Here is an 18,123-nt window from a genome sequence, read left to right as displayed (position 1 = left end):
GCGCACGGCAGCCGACTGTAACCGAGGCACCGGCCCCGCAGCGGGCACAGAGCGCGACCGGTTTCGACCAGAGCGGCATCAGCACAGGTCAGCGCGGTACCCGGTGGCACAACCTGCAATGCTGCCGCAACACGCCGAGTTGGCGCGGGAGCGAGGTCGGGATCGCCCGCACCCACCAGCTGGGCCGCGACCGCCCGTCCTCGCGTTCACCGTCACCGGGTGCCACGCTGGAACCGCAGGATCTTCGCCGCGATCGGAGGCGGTCATGGGCCGCGACTACCACTTCCACTGCGAACACGCCGGCTGCTCCGTGACCGCCGAGGTGTACCTGGGCGGGACTCGGGAAGTCGACCTGCTGGTCGACGGCAAGGAGGTGGCGGTCGACCGCGTCCACGACCACCATGCCCAGGTGCGGTCGCTGACCACCGTGCTGCCGACCGACCCGCCGTGCCCCATCGAGGTACAGGTGAGCCTCCCCGGCCGCATCACGGGCGAGCCGACCAGTGTCCTGCTCCAGGACGACGTGCGGCTTCAGATGACCGAGCGGGTGCCGCTGCACCGATCGCGGCCGACCGAGGTCTCCTGGTACGGCTGAGCTGGCACGGGTGAGCTGGCACGGGTGAGCCCGCGCGTCAGGCGCGCAGGACGCGGACGCCGTGCTTGGCGATGGCGTCCTCCTGCTCCGCGGCGAGCGCGTCGTCGGTGACCAGGTCGTCGATCTCGGCGAGCGGGCAGATCCCGGCGAAGGTCACCCGGCCGATCTTGGTGCTGTCCGCGACCACCACCGAGCGGGCGCTGCTGCGCAGGAACGCGCGGTCGGTGTGGGCCTCCATCTCGTCGTGCGTGGTGCAGCCCTCGCTCGCGGTCAGGCCGTCCACGCCGATGAAGGCGACGTCCAGGTGGTACTGGCTCAGCATCCGCTCGGCCGCCGGTCCGACCAGCTCGTAGCTGGCCGTTCGGGCGTTGCCGCCCACGACCACCAGCCGGTTGTCGGGGCGGACGATCAGGTCGGCGGCGATGTTGACGGCGTTGGTCACGATGGTGAGCCCGCTGCGCTCGGCCAGCACCCGGGCGATCTCGGTGACGGTGGTGCCGCCGGTCATGCCCACCACGGCGCCCTCCGGGACCAGTTGGGCGGCGGCCAGCGCGATCCGCAGCTTCTCCGCCTGCTGCCGTCCGGCCCGGTGCCGCAACGGCAGTTCCAGGTTGACCGCACCGGTCACGGCCCCGCCCCGGGTGCGGTGCAGCAGCCCCTGCTCGTGCAGGGACTGCAGGTCCCGGCGGATCGTCGCGCTCGAGACGCCGAGCAGCTCGGTGAGTGCGTGCACGTCGGCACTGCCCGCCTTGGCGACGTGGTCAAGGATGCGCGCAATTCGATCAGCTTTGAGCATGGCGGCAGTGTAGCCGCTGACCGGCCCGATACCGCCCGAATCACCCTTCATCACAGCTCAGAGCGGCCGCTACGGGTGGACTGGCGCCGCGTAGCCACTGCTCACACCTGACGCCAACTGAGCAAGAGCGAGCATCGCCAGATCACAACGGTCCAGTAACGACCCCTGGACCCATGAGTCCACCTTCGTGAATACTTCGCGGCGCGGCAGCATCCTTTTCGGAACTGCTCAAAACTTGCCAGGTCTGATCAGCTTCACGCATCCTATGGTCGGGGCGACGCAACGCTGCCCGAGCTCGTCAGACCTTGCACATCCCAGGAGTGGACCCTCACAGGCGCGGGTCCGACGGTGCGAAGGCGGTAACTGCAGTGAACAAGCGTGTGCTCAGCTTTGCGGCGGCGTGTGCGATCAGCACCCTCACGCTCACGGCGTGCGGCAGCAGTGGCGGCAGCGGGTCCGCCTCCGCGGACGGGACCGTCACCCTCAAGCTCGTCGCGGCCGACTACGGCGACCAGGCGTCCAACAGCTCTTCGCTCTACTGGAACGACCTCACCAAGACCTTCGAGGCCGCCAACCCGAAGATCAAGGTCGACGTCCAGGTGATCAACTGGAACGACATCGACACGCAGGTCAAGACGATGATCCAGAGCGGCAACATGCCGGACATCCTGCAGACCGGCGGCTACGCCGACAAGGTCGCCGACAACCTGCTCTACCCCACCTCCGACGTCCTGTCCCCCGCCACCGCGAGCAACCTGATCCCCAGCTTCGCCAAGGCCGGCCAGGTCGACGGCACCCAGTACGGCATCCCGTTCGTCTCCTCGGCCCGCGCCTTCTTCTACAACAAGACGATCTTCGCCCAGGCCGGCATCACCACCCCGCCGCAGACCTGGGACGACATCAAGAACGACGCGGCCCTGATCAAGGCCAAGGTGCCCGGCGTCACCCCCTACGCGCTGCCGCTCGGCCCCGAGGAGGCACAGGGCGAGAGCATGATCTGGGAGCTCGGCAACGGCGGTGGCCCCACCGACGGTTCCGGCAAGTACACGCTCAACAGCCAGGCCAACATCGACACTTTCAGCTGGCTGAAGAGCAACCTGGTCGCCCCGGGCCTGACTTACGCCAACCCCGCCACCACCGACCGCAAGACCGCCTTCGCCGACTTCGCCGCGGGCAAGGCCGCCATGCTCAACGGCCACCCCTCGCTGATCCAGATGTCGACCGCCGGCAAGGTCGACTACGGCGTGGCGCCGATCCCCGGCAAGAACGGCGCGCTCAAGTCCACCCTGGGCGTGGCGGACTGGATGATGGCCTTCAAGAAGAACGGCCACCAGGCCCAGATCAAGCAGTTCCTGGACTTCGCGTACTCCGAGCAGAACACGCTGAAGTTCGACGAGACCTACAACCTGATGCCGGTCACCCAGGACACCCTCCAGGCGATGACCTCCAGCGGCAAGCACCCGGACCTGACGCCGTTCTTCGCGCTGCTGCCGCAGGCCGCCTTCTACCCGGTGGGCAACACCACCTGGGACACCGTCTCCGCCCAGATCAAGCAGAGCATCGGCACCGCCGTCAGCGGCGACCCGGCCAAGGTGCTGGGCGACCTGCAGAAGAAGGCCCAGGACGCCGCCTCCGACAACTAGGCCCCCGGACGCCGGTGGGGGGACGGCCGCTCCCCCCACCCACCGCGCACCGCACGTCGAAAGCCGTACGGCAGGCACTGCCGCACACACACGGAAGGCACCACCCGTGTCCCTCACCTCCACCGCCCCCAAGGCCCCCGGGCCGAGCCGGGGCGAACCGCCCCGCTCGGCCCAGGCGAAGCCGCGGCGCTCGGGCCTCGAGCGGCTGGGCCCGCTGCCCTGGATCGCCCCGGCGGTCCTGCTGATCGTGCTGGTCGTGCTCTGGCCCGTCTACGAGATGGTCCACACCTCGTTCCTGCGGATCAGCAGCAGCGGGTTCGTCCGCGGCTCGGCCGGCCTGGACAAGTACCGCAAGCTCTTCGCCGAGCCCGACCTCGGCCACGTCCTGGTCTCCACCGTCATCTGGACGGTCACCGTCGTCGGCCTGACGATGCTGCTCTCGCTGGCCCTGGCGCAGCTGTTCAACCAGGAGTTCCCGGGCCGCCGGCTCACCCGGTGGGCACTGATCGCGCCCTGGGCGGCCTCCGTGCTGATGACCGCCATCGGCTTCAAGTGGATGCTCAACCAGACCGCCGGCGTGCTCAACACCGCGATGACCGACCTCGGCCTGATCAGCGGCCCCAAGGACTGGCTCGGCTCCCCCGACACGGCCTGGCCGTGGATGATGTTCGTCGCGATCTTCGTCTCACTGCCCTTCACCACCTACACCCTGCTGGCCGGACTGCAGACCGTCCCCGGCGAGGTGTACGAGGCCGCGCGGGTCGACGGCGCGTCCACCTGGCAGACCTACCGCAAGATCACCCTGCCGCTGCTGCGCCCGGCCTTCCTGGTCGGTGTGGTGATCAACCTGATCAACGTCTTCAACTCCTTCCCGATCATCTGGGGCATGACGCAGGGCGGTCCGAGCAACGCCACCTCCACCACGACGGTGTTCATGTACCAGCTGAAGGACACCGACATCGGCGAGTCCGCGGCGATGTCGGTGGTCAACTTCGCGCTGGTCGTGGTGATGGTGCTGGTCTTCCTCAAGGTCAGCCGCTGGAAGGAGGACGAGAGCTGATGAACCGTCAGACGGATTCCGTGAAGCCGCGGTTGCGACCGCGTACGATGGTCGTCGCCGCCGTCGCCTGGCTGCTGGCCATGGTCTTCCTGCTGCCGTACGCCGAGATGGTGATCACCGCGCTGCGGCCCGCCGACGAACTGCGCGATCCCGGCTACCTCCCCCACCACTTCGCCTGGTCCAACTTCATCGACGTGTGGCGCGACTCCACCCTCGGCGACAACCTGAAGGTGACCCTGCTGGTGGCCGCCGGCTCCACGCTGCTGGCCCTGCTGGTCGCGCTGCCCGCCGCGTACTACACCGCGCGGATCAAGTTCCGCGGCCGCAAGTACTTCCTGCTGCTCGTCCTGGTCACCCAGATGTTCCAGCCCACCTCGCTGCTGGTCGGCCTGTACCGCGAGTTCTTCCAGCTCGGCATGCTCAACTCGGTCTGGACGCTGATCCTGTGCAACGCCGCCTTCAACCTGGCGTTCGCGATCTGGATCCTCACCGCCTACATCTCCTCGATCCCGGTGGAGTTGGAGGAGGCCGCCATGATCGACGGGCTCGGGCGGCTCAGCGTGCTGCGCCGGGTGATCCTGCCACTGGCCATGCCGGGGGTGGTCACCGCCGTCATCTTCACCTTCATCTCGGCGTGGAACGAGTTCGTGATGGGCCTGACCCTCTCCACCGTTCCGAGCAGCCAGCCGCTCACCGTCGGCATCAACAGCTTCATCGGCGACTACACGGTCCAGTGGAACTACCTCTTCGCCGGATCGGTCATCGCCATCGTGCCGGTGGTCGTGCTCTTCGCGTTCATCGAGCGCCAGGTGGTCTCCGGCCTGACCGCCGGCTCCGTGAAGTAGCCGCTCCGCGAAGTAGCCGCTCCCTGAAGTACCCGCTGCGTGAAGCAACCGCCCCACCTCCCGCCCCAACCCCCTCTGCTCCGAAGGAGCTTGCGCATGCCCACCACACCCTCCCGGACGAGCGTCGAGATCGCCTCCCAGCCCGACTGCTGGCGCCAGGCCGCCGCCTCGCTCACCCAGCACGCCGCCGCCCTGCCCCGCCGGGGTGAGAGCGTGGCCGTCATCGGCTGCGGCACCTCCTGGTTCATGGCGCAGTCCTACGCGGTGCTGCGCGAGAGCGGCGGCCACGGCAAGACCGACGCCTTCGCCGCCTCGGAGTTCCCCGGCCCGCGCGACTACGACCGGATCCTGGCCATCACCCGCTCCGGCACCACCACCGAGGTCCTGGCGCTGCTCGACCAGGTGCGCGGCACGGTGCGCACCGGCGCGATCACCGCCGATCCCGCGACGCCGGTGATGACGGCGGCCGACGACGTGGCCGTGCTGGACTTCGCCGACGAGGAGTCGGTGGTGCAGACCCGCTTCGCCACCACCGCGCTGGCGCTGCTACGTGCCCACCTGGAGGCCGAGGACGCGCTGCCGGCCGGCGTGCGCACCCTCGCCCGGGCGGCCGAGGACGCCGAGCGGGCGATCGCCGCGCCGCTGGCCGAAGAGGTCCGCGGCGCCGAGCAGTTCACCTTCCTCGGCAGCGGCTGGACCTACGGGCTGGCGCTGGAGGCCGGGCTGAAGATGCGCGAGGCCGCCGGCGCGTGGACCGAGGCCTACCCCGCCATGGAGTACCGGCACGGCCCGATCAGCATCACCAGGCCCGGCCGGGTGACCTGGATGTTCGGCGCGCTGCCCACCGGCCTGGCCGGCGACATCGCCCGGGTCGGCGGCACCCTGGTGGCCGGCTCCCAGCACGCCGCCGAAGACCTGGACCCGCTCGCCGACCTCATCCGGGCCCAGCGCCTGGCGGTCGCGATCGCCGAGGCGCAGGGGCTGGACCCCGACCGCCCGCTGAACCTCACCCGCTCGGTCGTCCTGGAGAACTCCGTTGCCTGAAAAGCCCGTTGAGGGCGAGTGTGTGATCGCCCTGGACGTCGGCGGCACCGGTATGAAGGGCGCGCTGCTGGACCGGGACCTGACGGCCCTGCGGACGGTGCGCCGGCCGACCCCCCGGGGCGCCGGCCCACAGGCGGTGGTGGACGAGATCGCCGCCACCCTGCTGCTCCTCGCCCGCCAGGCCGCCGAGCGCGGCCTGGCGGTCCGCCGGGCCGGGGTGGTCGTGCCCGGCATCGTCGACGAGGAGTCGGCCCGCGCCGTCTACTCGGCGAACATCGGCTGGCGTGATCTCCCGCTCGCCGAGCTCCTCGAGCAGCGCACCGCGCTGCCCGTCACGCTCGGCCACGACGTGCGGGCCGGCGGGTACGCCGAAGCGGTCCGCGGCGCCGCCCGCGGTGCGCGCGACGTCCTCTTCGTGGCCATCGGCACCGGCATCTCCGCCGCCGTCATCAGCGACGGCCACCCGCTGCGGGCCGGTGGCTACGCGGGTGAACTCGGCCATCTAGTGGTCGAGTCCGATGGTGCGCCGTGCGGGTGCGGCAGCCGCGGGTGCCTGGAGACAGCCGCCGCCGCGCCGGCCGTCGCCGCCGCCTACCGCGCCCGCACCGGGCGCGCCGTCGAGGGCGCCCACCAGGTCGCGGTGCTGCTCGCCCAGGGCGATCCGGACGCCCACGCGGTCTGGCAGCGCGCGGCCCGGGCCCTGGCCACCGCGCTCGCCACCGCCACCACCCTGCTCGCACCCGAGCTGATCGTGCTCGGCGGCGGCCTCGCCGAGGCCGGTGAACTCCTGCTCGCACCCGTGCGGACCGCGCTGGCCGAGCAGCTCACCTTCCAGCGGCAGCCGAGGGTGGTCCGCGCGGCGCTGGGCGACGAGGCCGGCTGCCTGGGCGCCGGGCTGTACGCCTGGCAGGCCGTCGGGTCCGGGCTCGCCGGGGCGGTGGCACCGTGATCCTCACCGTCACGCTCAACGCCGCCCTGGACGTCACCTACTTCGTCGACGCCCTGGTCCCCCGCGCCTCGCACCGGGTCGACGCCTTGCACGAACGCGCCGGCGGCAAGGGCGTCAACGTCGCCCGGGTGCTCGCCGCCCTGGGGCAGCCGACCATGGTGACCGGCCTGGCCGGCGGCCCGACGGGTGCCGCGCTGCGCGGCGAACTGCGCGCGGTCGGGCTGGCGGACGAGCTCGTGCCCATCGCGGGCGACTCCCGGCGCACCGTCACCGTCGTCTCCCGCGAGGACGGCGACGCCACCGTCTTCAACCAGGCCGGTCCGACCGTCCAGCCCGACGAGTGGCGCGCCTTCACCGCCCGCTACGCCCAACTCGTCCGTGACGCCGAGGTCGTCGTGCTCTCCGGCAGTCTCCCCCCGGGGCTGCCGGACGACGCGTACGCGCAGCTGATCACCCTGGCCGCGGTGGCGGACGCGGCGACCGTGCTGGACACCAGCGGCCCCGCCCTGCTGGCCGCGCTCGACACCGGTCCCGACGTGGTCAAGCCCAATGCCGCCGAACTCGCCGCCGTCACCGGCCACCAGGACATCGCGGCCGGAGCCGCCGCACTGCGCGCCCTGGGCGCCCGCGCGGTGGTCGCCTCCTGCGGTCCGGACGGGCTCTACGCGCTCACCGAGCAGGGCAGTTGGCGTGCCACGCCGACCGAGCGGCTGAGCGGCAACCCGACCGGCGCGGGCGACGCCTGCGTCGCCGCCCTCGCCGCCGGACTCGCGGCGGGCACACCCTGGCCCGGCATCCTGCGCGAGGCCGTGGCCCTGTCCGCCGCCGCCGTCCCCTGCCCGGTGGCCGGCGACTTCGACGCCGACACCTACCGCCGACTCCGTACCGCCGTACCCGTGGAGGACATCCATGCCACTCACACCCACCCATGACATCGTCCGGCACGCCGCCGAACACAGCGTCGGCGTCGGCGCGTTCAACGTGGTGCAGATCGAGCACGCGCACGCCATCGTGACCGGCGCCGAGGCCGCCGGTCGCCCGGTGATCCTGCAGATCAGCGAGAACACCGCCCGCTACCACGGCGCCCTGGAACCCATCGCGCTCGCCTCGCTCGCGACCGCCCGGGCGGCGCGGGTGCCGGTGGCCGTCCACCTCGACCACGCCGAATCCGCCGACCTGGTGCGCGAGGCCGTCCAACTCGGCTTCACCTCGGTCATGTTCGACGCCGCGAAACTCCCCTACGCCGAGAACGTCGCCGCGACCCGGGAGATCACCGCGTTCTGCCACGACCACGGTGTCTTCGTCGAAGCCGAACTCGGCGAGGTCGGCGGCAAGGACGGCGCCCACGCCCCCGGCGTGCGCACCGACCCGGACGAGGCCCGCGAGTTCGTCGCTGCCACCGCCGTCGACGCGCTCGCCGTAGCCGTGGGCAGCTCGCACACCATGCTCACCCGCGACGCCGTCCTCGACTTCGCGCTCATCACCCGGCTGCGCGATGCCGTGCGCACCCCGCTGGTCCTGCACGGCTCCTCCGGCGTCGGCGACACCGACCTCACCAAGGCCGTCAACGCCGGAATGACGAAGGTCAACATCTCCACCCACCTCAACAAGACCTTCACCCGGACCGCCCGCGGCTACCTCGACGCACATCCCGAGGTCGCCGACCCCCGCAAGTACCTCGGCCCCGCCCGCGACGCCGTCGCCGCGGAGGTCGCCCGGCTGCTGCGCATCCTGACCGGCGCCTGACGCGTCCAGCCGTCAGGCCAACGCGGCCCGGGCCAACCGCCGTTCCCCCTCCACCGCCGGATCGGGAACCGGCACGGACGCCAACAGCCTCCGGGTGTAAGGATGCTGGGGGTTCTCGTAGATGTCGTCGGCGACCCCCAGCTCCACCACCCGGCCGGCTCGCATCACCGCGATCCGGTCGCTGACCTGCCGCACCACCGCCAGGTCGTGCGCGACGAAGACCAGCGTCAGCCCGAACTCCCGCTGCAGCTCGGCCAGCAGCCGGACCACCTGGGCCTGGGTGGAGACGTCCAGCGAGGAGACCGGCTCGTCGCACACCAGGATCTTCGGCCGCAGCGCCAATGCCCTTGCTATGCCCACGCGTTGGCGTTGTCCGCCGGAGAGTTCGTGCGGATAGCGGCCGTACCAGTCCGGTTGCAGGCCGACCCGTTCCAGCAGTTCGCCCACCGCCGACCGGGCCTGCGCCTCACCGGCCCGGTCCTGCACCCGCAGCGGGTCGGCGATCGCGTCGCCGATCGTCCGGCGCGGGTTGAGCGAGGACAGCGGGTCCTGGAAGACCATCTGCAACTCGCGCCGCACCGGGCGCAGTTCGCTCTCGGAGGCGTGCGCCAGGTCGCGCCCCTCGAAGAGGATCCGCCCGGCGGTGGGTTCCAGCAGGCGCACCAGCAGGCGCCCCAGCGTGGTCTTGCCGCTGCCGCTCTCCCCCACCACGCCCAGCGCCTCGCCGCGGTGCAGGTCCAGGCTGACGCCGTCCAGTGCCGCCAGTCGCTCGCGCCGGCCGAACAGCCCGCGGCTGGGGATCGGGTACTCCTTGCGCAGCTCCTGGACGCTCAGCAGCACCTCCCCGGCCACTGCCGGCGCCTGCCGACGGGCGTCCAACCTCGGTACGGCGCTGATCAGTTCCCGGGTGTACGGGTCCGTCGGCGCACCCAGCACCTCGGCCACCGGACCGTGCTCGACGGCCCGGCCGCCCCGCATCACCAGCACCCGGTCGGTGTTGCCGGCCACCACGCCCAGGTCGTGGGTGACCAGCAGCAGCGCCATCCGGTGCTCGACCCGCAGGTCGTGCAGCAGGTCGAGGATCTGCGCCTGGACGGTGACGTCCAGCGCGGTGGTCGGCTCGTCGGCGATCAGCAGCTTGGGCGAGCAGGCCAGGGCCATGGCGATCAGGGCCCGTTGCCGCATCCCGCCGGAGAACTCGTGCGGATGGGCGGCGGCCCGCCGGGCGGCGTCGGGGACGCCGACCCGGTCCAGCACCTGGACCGCCCGCTCGGCCGCCGCCCGGCGGCCGGCGCCGGTGTGCACCCGGTGCACCTCGGCGATCTGCGCGCCGATCGGCCAGTAAGGGTCCAGCGCGGAGAGCGGATCCTGGAACACCATCGCGGCGCGGGCGCCGCGCAGCCGGCGCAACTCGGCGTCGGAGGCGCGCTGCACGTCGGTGCCGTCCAGCCGGATCCTGCCGCTCACCGCGGCCGCACTGGTCCGGTGCAGCCCGAGCAGGGCCGCGGCCACGGTGCTCTTGCCCGAGCCGGACTCGCCGACCAGACCGAGCGACCGGCCCGCCGGCAGCGTGAAGGAGAGCCCGTCCACGGCGCGCAGCGCGCCGAAGTCGACGGTCAGGTCCTCGACTTCGAGCAGGTCGGGGTCGTCCGTCACTGGAGTCCCACTCTCGGGTCGGCCAGCGCGTAGAGCAGGTCCGCGACGGCGTTGGCGATGACGATGAAGAAGCCCGCGAAGAGCGTGACCCCCACCACCACCGGCAGGTCGATCTTGTTCACCGAGTCCACCAGGAGCCGACCGATCCCGTCGAACCCGAAGACCGACTCGGTCAGTTGGGCGCCGCCGAGCAGTCCGCCCAGGTCCATCGCGAGCAGCGTGATGACGGGGGTGAGCGCGCCGCGCAGCGCGTGGCCCAGGACGATCCGCCGCTCGCCGAGGCCGTAGGCCCGGGCGGTGCGGATGTGGTCCTCGGCCAGCGTCTCCAGCAGGGAGCTGCGGGTCATCCGGGCGTAGCCGGCGGCCATCACCAGGGCCAGCGAGAGCCATGGCAGGAGAAGGTTCGAGGCCCAGCCGAGCGGGTCCTGGGTCAGCGGCACATAGCTCGGGAAGGGCAGCCACTGCAGATAGCCGCAGAAGAGCATCATCAGCAGCAGCCCGACCAGGAAGACCGGCATCGCCATGCCTGCCAACGTCACTCCGGTCAGCGCCCGTTCGCCGATCCCGCCGCGCCGCAGCGCCGACAGGACGCCGGTGCCGATGCCGAGCAGCAGCCAGAGCACCGCCGCTCCCACCGTCAGCGAGGCGTCCAGCGGCAGCCGTGCGGTGATCATGCCGAGCACCGGCTGGTCGGTCTGGAAGGAGTAGCCGAAGCAGGGCGCGGCGCAGTGCGTGACGTCGGTGCCGGCGTCGAAGTCCCGCCCGGCCAGCAGCCCGTGCAGGAACTGCCAGTACTGCTGCCAGAGCGGCAGGTCGGTGCCGAGCTTGTGCCGCACCACGGCCAGCCGGGCGCCGTCGCAGCCCTTGCCGCAGACCAGGACGGCGGGATCGCGCGGGGCGGCGTAGAACACCAGGTAGACCACCACGGACAGGACCAGCATGACGATCAGCGTGCTGACCGCGCGGCGCAGCAGGAAGCGGCTCACGCCGACACCGCCCGACGTGAACGCGTCCTGCGCAGACGGGACTTGGCGCGCGGGTCGAGCGCGGTGCGCAGCCCCTCGCCGAGCACGGTGAAGGCCAGCACGGTGGCGAAGAGCAGCCCGGCCGGCAGCAGCACGTAGGTCGGGTCGGCCTGGTACCAGGTGGTGGCCCCCGAGAGCATCTGCCCCCAGGAGGAGGTGGGCGGGCGCACGCCCACGCCGAGGAAGGACAGGCCCGCCTCGGCGGTGACGTTGCCGGGCAGCAGCAGCGCCGCGTAGGTGATCACCGGCGCGGCCAGTCCGGGCAGGATCTCGCGCCGCGCGGTGCGCCAGCCGCGGGCCCCGCTGAGCCGGGCCGCCGCGACGTGGTCCAGCGAGCGCAGGGTGAGCGCCTGCCCGCGCACCAGCCGGGCCGTACCGCCCCAGCCGAGCACGCCGAGCACCAGCATCAGCAGCACCGGGCGCGGGAACGAGCCCGGCACCACGGCCATCAGCGAGATGGCGAAGACCAGGCCGGGGAAGGCGATCGCCAGGTCCATGGTCCGGCTGAGCACGGTGTCCGCGAGCCGGTTGCCGAGCCCGGCGGCCAGCCCGATCAGCGTGCCGAGCGCGATCTGGACGATGGTGGCGCCCACCGAGACGGAGAGCGAGACCTGCGCGCCGTAGACCAGCCGGGCCAGCACGTCGCGTCCGGTGCCCGGCTCCACGCCGAGCCAGTGCCGGGCGCTCGCCCCGCCGAACGGGCCGATCGGCACCCCGCCGGTGGCCGAGTCGATCAGGTCGTTGTGGAAGGCCGTCGGGTTCTGCCCCTCCAGCGCGGCGACCAGTGGGGCGGCGGCGGCCAGCAGCAGGAGCAGCACGACCACCGCCAGCCCGGCCATCGCCGCGCGGTCGGCGCGCAGCCGCCGCCAGATCGGGTTGACCGCCGAGGACGCGGACGATGCTGATCCCGACATCTACTTGACCGAGATCCGGGACAGGTCGTAGACGCCGTTCCACTGGCTGACGTACGCGTTCTTCACGTCCTTGCCGAACAGCCGCTTGTAGATCGGGTGGTAGAGCGGCACCGTCCAGGCCTGCTTGCCGAGTTGGGCGTCCAGCTGTCCCCAGGCCCGCTGCGCGGCGGCGGGGTCGGTGAGCTTGTTGGCCGCGTCGATCTCGGCGTTCACCTGCGGGTCGTTCAGCTGGGCGGAGTTGAAGTTGCCGCCGGCGGTGAGGATCTGCCGGCCGTCGAAGATCGGGGCCAGGAAGGGGCCGCCGGAGGGCCAGTCCGCTCCCCAGCCGCCGATGAAGAACCCGGGCTCGCTGGCGGGCAGTTCGGTCTTGGTGAAGTAGTCGTCGTCGGCGGACGGGTCGAGCTTGACGGTGATCCCGGCCTTGCCCAGCGCCTCCTGCACCGCGGCGGCGACCGCCGGGCCGAGGTCGGTCTCGTCGGTGGCGTGGCTCAGCGTGATGCTCAGCCCGTTCGGGTAACCCGCCTGCGCCAGCAGCTGCTTGGCCTTGGCGGGATCGCCATTCGGGCCGGACGGGAAGTAGTCGTAGGGGGTGTAGCCGAAGGCCGCCTGGTCGGGCAGGAAGGTGGTCGCGGGCTTGGCGACCGCGCTGCCGCCGACCGCGTTGATCACCGACTGGCGGTCGACGGCGTAGGAGATCGCCTCGCGCACCAGCGGGTTGTCGAACGGCTGCACCTTGGGGTTGAAGGCCAGGTACTGGGTGGCCCCGAAGTCGCCGGTGGCCACCCGGCTCTTGAGCTCGGAGTCGCTGTTCAGCCGGGCCAGGACGCTCGCGTCGATGTCGGTGTCGCTGGTGACCGCGCGGGCGTCGTCGCCGCTGCTGGCGGCCAACCGCTGGTTGATCACGGCCGGATCGAGCCCCGAGGTGAAGACCACCTTGTCGGGGCAGGCCAGCCGCTGGTCGTCGATGCTCCGCGACCAGTACGGATTGCGTTCCAGCACCATGGAGTTGCCGTTGTCGTTGCTGGTCACCTCATACGGTCCCGAGGAGATCGGGTGCTTCTGGTAGTCGGTGCCGGTGTCCTTGGCCTTGGGCACCGGAGCGAACTGGGTGGCGGTGGCCAGATAGGGGAAGTCGCCCTCGGGCTTGGTGAGTCGGAAGATGATCGTGCTGCTGTCGGGGGTCTCGATCGAGGGCAGGTCGGCGCCCTTGAAGGGGCCCTGGTACTGCTCGCCGCCGATCAGCCAGTCGCGCAGATAGGGTGGCCCGCCCGGCAGTTCCGGCGCGAAGGAGCGCTCGATGCCGTACTTGATGTCGGCCGACGTGATCGGCGTGCCGTCCTCGAACTTCAGCCCGGCCTTGAGGTGGTAGGTCCAGACCGTGGCGTCCTGGCTGGGCTCGCCGGTGTCGGTGGCCAGGTCGGGGACCACCTTGGCGCCGTCCGGGCCGCCGGTGGTGTGGTTGCGGGTGGTGAGGGTGCGGAACACCAGGTTGGGGACGTTGCCGCCACCGGAGGTGTACAGCTCGGCCGGGTCGAACTTGCCCATCCCCTGCTGGGCGAGCACCGAGAGCGTCCCGCCCTGGCAGGTGGCCGGGTCGAAGGCGGCGGCCAAGCCCTTGGCCGCACCGCCGCCGCAGGCCGTGGCCAGCCCGGCCAGCAGCACGAATCCCGCGGTCGCGGCGACGGCCCTGCTCTTCCTCATGCCCAACTCCTCGTGCCTGGGGGGGGTCTGTGCGCCCCCGGCTGACAGCAGGGACCTGACATGAACTCTGCGACTCCTGGCAACCCCGGTCAAGACCGCCCACCGAACTGCCATCCACCCGCAACACGAGGAAAGCCGAGGCAAGGCGGAGGCAAGCCGGGGACAGCCGCAGGACATGCCACCGTGCGGTTCACGGTGCTGGCCGCACGGCAGGCCCGGCCCTCCGGCCGGCCGGCCGCGTACCGGCCGAGCCGCCGGCTCTCCAGGCCGGTCAGCGGGCGAGGATCTGGCCGTCGTGCGGACGGTGGTCGCGGGACCGGCGCAAGTCGGCGGTGACGTAGGTGCGTTGCAGCCAGCGGTCGGCTCCGTCGTAGCGGGGCTGGAAGGCGGTGCGGCCGTGGACGGTGACACGGTTGTCGATGATCACCAGGTCGCCGGGCGTCAGGCGCAGCGTGCGGGCGGTGGCCTCGCAGGCGCGGCCGAATTCGCTCAGTGCCGCGGTGGCCCGAGGAGTGAGCGGGGTGGTGACGAGCTGGGCCATCCGGATGTCGGGGTCCTCGGCCGCGCCGGACAGCACTGGTCGGGGCTCGGCGGCGGGCTCGCCGGTGGCGGCGGGGCCGAAGGAGGGTGGGGGTGTGGTGCTGAACTCCGGTGCGAACAGGGTCTGGCGGGCGGCCGGGGTGAGGAGCGGCAGCGCTTGGCGGAGGCCGGCGGTGCGCAGGCCGGCGATCCGGTCGTGATCGGCGCGCAGGCACAGGAAGACCACGTAGTCGGGTGGATGGGGGTGGAAGCCGTTCTCGGTGTGGAAGGAGAGCGGCGCCGATCCGGCGTTGCCGTGGAAGGTCTCCTGTCCGGGCACGGGCACGACGTCCTGCACGAGGGCGCCGGACTTCTCGGCCAGGTAGGCGAGCGGCTCGCCGAGCCCGCAGGCCACCATGGTGAGCAGCGCGGCCGGGACGGTGGCCCGGCGCTGGACCGAGCCGGGAACGGCCGGTGTCGCGGGCAGGGCCGCCTGATCGACGGGCAGACCGCCGACCACCAGGGTGCCGTGCGGGCCGGAGTGCCTTCGGAACCGCCGCACCGCACGGCGCAGCGGTAGCGGCAGGTCCTCCCAGGCGTCCCGGGCCCGGGCCAGCCACTCGGGGTCGTCGACCTCGTCCTGCGCGCCGGTGCACAGGCTGCGGGCCAGTCGCTCGCACGCGCCGGCATCGGCCGTATCCAGCGCCCAGTCGGCGGCTTTCTCGGCGACCGTGCTTCGGGCGGTGTCGGGCGTCGTCTCAGGCATCAGGGTCTCCTGCCGAGGGGTGGGCGGCGGACGCGCGGACTCACGAGTGGCGCAGACCGGCCACGGCGTCTGCGATGTAGTGGTCCCCGAACCGGATCAGGGAGGCGTACTGGGCCGCCCGGCGATGGCGCATGAGCCGCAGTTCGGCGACGGCGTTGTCAGGGCCTTCGGGTTTCTGGGCGATCGAACGACGCAGGTGCACCATCGAGTACGCGAGGGTGACGTGCCGTTCGCCGTCCACGAGGTCGGCTTCCAGTAGCGCGCCCCGCGCCTCGGCCAACTCCGGGTCGCGGGCCGCCAACTGCTCGAAGGAGTCCGGAACCACCGACAGCAGGTCCTTCATCGCCGCCCGGAACAGCTTGTACCCGCGGTGCTGACGCCCGCTCAACGGGACGTCCACCGACGGCGGCGCCATGGTGTGGCGGATAGCCGCCATATAGTAGTCGGCCGGGATCGTACTGGCGTGGGTCATGGCCGCCGGGAAGCCGCGCACGTACACCGTCGCGTCCACCAGCCGCAGCAGCGCCGCCTCGCCGTCACCGTGCCGCAGTTGGCGGGTGGCCTCGGCCACGGCGACCGCGGCGCAGACGTTGAACAGGACGTGGACCTGGTGCCCGATCAGCCACCGGGCAGTCCACACGCTCTCCAGCGACTGCCCCGCACCGGGCTCGGGACCGGCCACCGGCGAGACGGGGTCAGGGTCGGGGTCGGCGCCCGGCAGTGCGCCGGTGAGGTCGAGCACCGACTGCCGCATCCCGGCCACCTCCAGCGCCAGGTCGGCACCCGACAGCGGGGCATCACACAGATCCTCCAGACCGCGGTGGATGACCAAGGCGCCGTGCAGGGCGGCCTGCTGGTCCGACAACTCCACCTCACGGACCCGGAAGAACGACTGGCTGACCGACTCCGCCGGCAGTCCCTCACCGGCCACCGCCGGAGCCAGCGCCGCCAGCGCGGCCACCAACTCCCCCGCCACCGCGGCGGCCTGCCGCAGTGCGACGCTCCGCTCGACCGGTCTGGCATGGGTCGCCACCCCGGCCAGCACCCGAGCGGTCCGCTTCGCCGAAGCGTCGACCCACGGGCCCAACTCCGGGACGGGCCGCCCGCCTCGGGGTTCACGGAAGACAGCGACAGCAGGATGGCCGGCAACCGGCGATAAGCCCATGGTTGAAGTACTTCGCCAGGAACACGTCACGCGAAACCCTGATCCGCACCACGATTTCCCTGCGGTGCGGTGGAGTTGGCGGCCGCGCTGTCGGCGCCGGCTCCGGCCGACTGCCCCAGCTGCCCTGGCGGGAGCCGCTGCGCTGCTCCCGCCGCCCGTCCGTTCCCGGGCTGCTCTCAGCCGGCCAGCGGCTGCTCGGGCGCGAGCAGCTCGGAGATGCGCTCGGCGATGGTCTGGGCCGTGTTCCCGTCGGGCGTCGCACAGCCCTTGGTGGTGGCGACCGCGATGGCGAGGTGCCGGTCGGGCAGGTAGGCCTGGATGGCGGCGTAGCCGGAGAAGGACGGGTTCTGCACCACCCAGCCGTGCAGCACCAGGATGCCGAGGCCGTAGTGGGTGGCCTCGGTGTTCGCGATGCAGACGGTCGCCGGGCAGGTGGCGGTGGGGCCGCCGAGGCCGACCGTGCCGGGGTTCAGCTGGGTCCGGAACGCCTGCGCCGAGAGCAGCTCTCCGCTGCCGATCGCCACCGCCGAGCGGGCCAGGTCGCAGATGTCGGTCGTGATGACCGCGCCGGGGGCGGTGGTCCAGGAGGGGTTCCAGAAGGTGGACTCCTCGTACCTGCCGCGTTCGGCGGTGAAGGCGTGCAGGACCGGGGTCGGGATGTCGGGGGTGTAGCTGTTGCGGGTGTCGCGCAGGCCGAGCGGGTCCATGACGCGCTGTTCCAGCAGCTTGTCGAGCCGGGTGCCGGTGATCTTCTCCAGGGCGGCGCCGAGCAGCACGAAGTTGGCGTGCGAGTAGCTCCAGTTGGTGCCGGGCTCGTACCAGAGCGGGTGGCTGGTGGAGTAGCCGACGAGCTCCTGCGGCGTCCACTGGCGGAACGGGGCGGCTTCGAGCGCGGCGAGGAAGTCCGGGTCGGTGACGTAGTCGTGCAGGCCCGAGGTGCTGGCGCCGAGCATCCGCAGCGTGATCCGGTCGGCGTGCGGCAGGTCGGGCAGCCAGCGCGAGACCGGGTCGTCGAGGCTGACCTGCCCCTCGTCGGCCAACTGCGCCAGGACGGTGCCCAGGTAGGCGATGGCCACCGAACCGGCGCGGAAGTGCATGTCGGGTTCGGCGGGGACGCCGGTCATGGACTCGCCGAGCGCACCGGTGACGACCTCCCGGCCGTCCTCGGTGACCCGCAGGATGACGGAGTTGAGGTCGAACTCCGTCTTGGCCTGCCGGGCGATGTCGAGCACCTGGCGAGCCTGCCCGTCGACCGGTTCCGGGGAGCCGACGCAGTGCCGCGCAGCACGGCTCGCGGCGGGAGTGGCTGAGGCGGCGGATGAGGCGGCGGACGCGACGGCGGTGGTCTGGAGGGTCGCGGCGAACAGGGTGGCGGCGCAGAGCAGCGCGGTTCGGACACGTGTCATGCCGCACTATGCGCCGACGGCGGCGGTGAACCGGCGGATGCCACTCCGTCCGTTACGCCGTCCGGCTGGTCGTGCTCGTCGCGGGCCGACGCCGCCGCGGGCCACCCCGGCCCGGCCGCCCTCGGCGCGGACGGCGGGTGAGGTCCCGGGCGTGGTGCGGGTCCCGCCGGGCGGCGGTGGGGTACACATGGTGTCCGAGCCCCGGGCGCTCCTCCCGGCCGCCGACCGCGACAGTGCCGGGTCGACGTCCGGGCGTCGGCATGAGCGGCGACCACCGCTCCCATCTCACAGGA

The 18,123-nt window shown here is 72.0% G+C and carries 16 protein-coding genes; 8 read left to right on the top strand and 8 right to left on the bottom strand.

The genetic code is table 11. From position 1 onward, the window contains the following. Positions 1-265: 265 nt before the first annotated feature. Entirely contained in the window at positions 266-595 is a 330-nt protein-coding gene (locus tag OG403_RS31995; RefSeq protein ID WP_329570578.1) for a hypothetical protein, read from the top strand. Positions 596-632: 37 nt separating this feature from the next. Here the strand turns inward: OG403_RS31995 and OG403_RS31990 are convergent, their stop codons facing one another. Continuing rightward, entirely contained in the window at positions 633-1,391 is a 759-nt protein-coding gene (locus OG403_RS31990) for a DeoR/GlpR family DNA-binding transcription regulator (protein WP_329570576.1), read from the bottom strand. Positions 1,392-1,759: 368 nt separating this feature from the next. Here OG403_RS31990 and OG403_RS31985 point away from each other — a divergent pair, with 368 nt between their 5' ends. The 7 genes from OG403_RS31985 to OG403_RS31955 all read left to right on the top strand — a co-directional run bounded on the left by OG403_RS31985 (position 1,760) and on the right by OG403_RS31955 (position 8,678). Continuing rightward, a complete protein-coding gene (locus OG403_RS31985; RefSeq protein ID WP_329570574.1) occupies positions 1,760-3,034 on the top strand; it encodes an extracellular solute-binding protein in 1,275 nt (424 codons plus the stop codon). 106 nt (positions 3,035-3,140) lie between these two features. Further along, complete coding sequence (locus OG403_RS31980; protein ID WP_329570572.1) at positions 3,141-4,094, top strand: carbohydrate ABC transporter permease; 954 nt, start codon at positions 3,141-3,143, stop codon at positions 4,092-4,094. Next, on the top strand, positions 4,094-4,939 hold the full coding sequence (locus OG403_RS31975) for a carbohydrate ABC transporter permease (protein ID WP_329570571.1): 846 nt from the start codon (positions 4,094-4,096) through the stop codon (positions 4,937-4,939). Before OG403_RS31980 ends, OG403_RS31975 begins: the two co-directional genes overlap by 1 nt. Positions 4,940-5,035: 96 nt before the next feature. Next, a complete protein-coding gene (locus tag OG403_RS31970) occupies positions 5,036-5,983 on the top strand; it encodes an SIS domain-containing protein (protein WP_329570569.1) in 948 nt (315 codons plus the stop codon). Beyond that, positions 5,976-6,932: an ROK family protein gene (locus OG403_RS31965; protein ID WP_329570567.1), complete on the top strand. Its 957-nt coding sequence runs from the start codon at positions 5,976-5,978 to the stop codon at positions 6,930-6,932. Before OG403_RS31970 ends, OG403_RS31965 begins: the two co-directional genes overlap by 8 nt. Continuing rightward, positions 6,929-7,864 carry a 1-phosphofructokinase family hexose kinase gene (locus OG403_RS31960; RefSeq protein ID WP_329570565.1) on the top strand — a complete coding sequence of 312 codons (936 nt, stop codon included), beginning with the start codon at positions 6,929-6,931 and terminating at the stop codon, positions 7,862-7,864. Before OG403_RS31965 ends, OG403_RS31960 begins: the two co-directional genes overlap by 4 nt. Beyond that, positions 7,842-8,678, top strand: a complete 837-nt coding sequence (locus OG403_RS31955; protein ID WP_329570564.1) for a class II fructose-bisphosphate aldolase — start codon at positions 7,842-7,844, stop codon at positions 8,676-8,678. The genes OG403_RS31960 and OG403_RS31955 overlap by 23 nt, the downstream gene beginning before the upstream one ends. Positions 8,679-8,690: 12 nt before the next feature. Here the strand turns inward: OG403_RS31955 and OG403_RS31950 are convergent, their stop codons facing one another. The 7 genes from OG403_RS31950 to OG403_RS31920 all read right to left on the bottom strand — a co-directional run bounded on the left by OG403_RS31950 (position 8,691) and on the right by OG403_RS31920 (position 17,830). Next, positions 8,691-10,334 carry an ABC transporter ATP-binding protein gene (locus tag OG403_RS31950; RefSeq protein ID WP_329570563.1) on the bottom strand — a complete coding sequence of 548 codons (1,644 nt, stop codon included), beginning with the start codon at positions 10,332-10,334 and terminating at the stop codon, positions 8,691-8,693. Then, the gene (locus OG403_RS31945) at positions 10,331-11,320 is read right to left on the bottom strand and encodes an ABC transporter permease (protein ID WP_329570561.1); all 990 of its coding nucleotides are present in this window, start codon (positions 11,318-11,320) and stop codon (positions 10,331-10,333) included. The genes OG403_RS31950 and OG403_RS31945 overlap by 4 nt, the downstream gene beginning before the upstream one ends. Continuing rightward, positions 11,317-12,273 carry an ABC transporter permease gene (locus OG403_RS31940; protein WP_329570560.1) on the bottom strand — a complete coding sequence of 319 codons (957 nt, stop codon included), beginning with the start codon at positions 12,271-12,273 and terminating at the stop codon, positions 11,317-11,319. The genes OG403_RS31945 and OG403_RS31940 overlap by 4 nt, the downstream gene beginning before the upstream one ends. After that, a complete protein-coding gene (locus tag OG403_RS31935; RefSeq protein ID WP_329570558.1) occupies positions 12,274-13,974 on the bottom strand; it encodes an ABC transporter substrate-binding protein in 1,701 nt (566 codons plus the stop codon). Between the two features lie 271 nt (positions 13,975-14,245). Beyond that, a complete protein-coding gene (locus tag OG403_RS31930) occupies positions 14,246-15,259 on the bottom strand; it encodes a clavaminate synthase family protein (RefSeq protein WP_329570556.1) in 1,014 nt (337 codons plus the stop codon). Positions 15,260-15,299: 40 nt separating this feature from the next. Further along, positions 15,300-16,292, bottom strand: a complete 993-nt coding sequence (locus tag OG403_RS31925; RefSeq protein ID WP_329570554.1) for a hypothetical protein — start codon at positions 16,290-16,292, stop codon at positions 15,300-15,302. A 308-nt stretch (positions 16,293-16,600) separates the two neighbouring features. After that, on the bottom strand, positions 16,601-17,830 hold the full coding sequence (locus OG403_RS31920; RefSeq protein WP_329570552.1) for a serine hydrolase domain-containing protein: 1,230 nt from the start codon (positions 17,828-17,830) through the stop codon (positions 16,601-16,603). Between the last annotated feature and the right edge of the window lie 293 nt (positions 17,831-18,123).

The organism is Kitasatospora sp. NBC_01266 (genome assembly GCF_036242395.1).
In the GTDB taxonomy this organism is placed as follows: Bacteria; Actinomycetota; Actinomycetes; order Streptomycetales; family Streptomycetaceae; genus Kitasatospora.
Note: the sequence above shows the minus strand (reverse complement) of the source record. Positions and strands in the feature narration are given on the sequence as shown.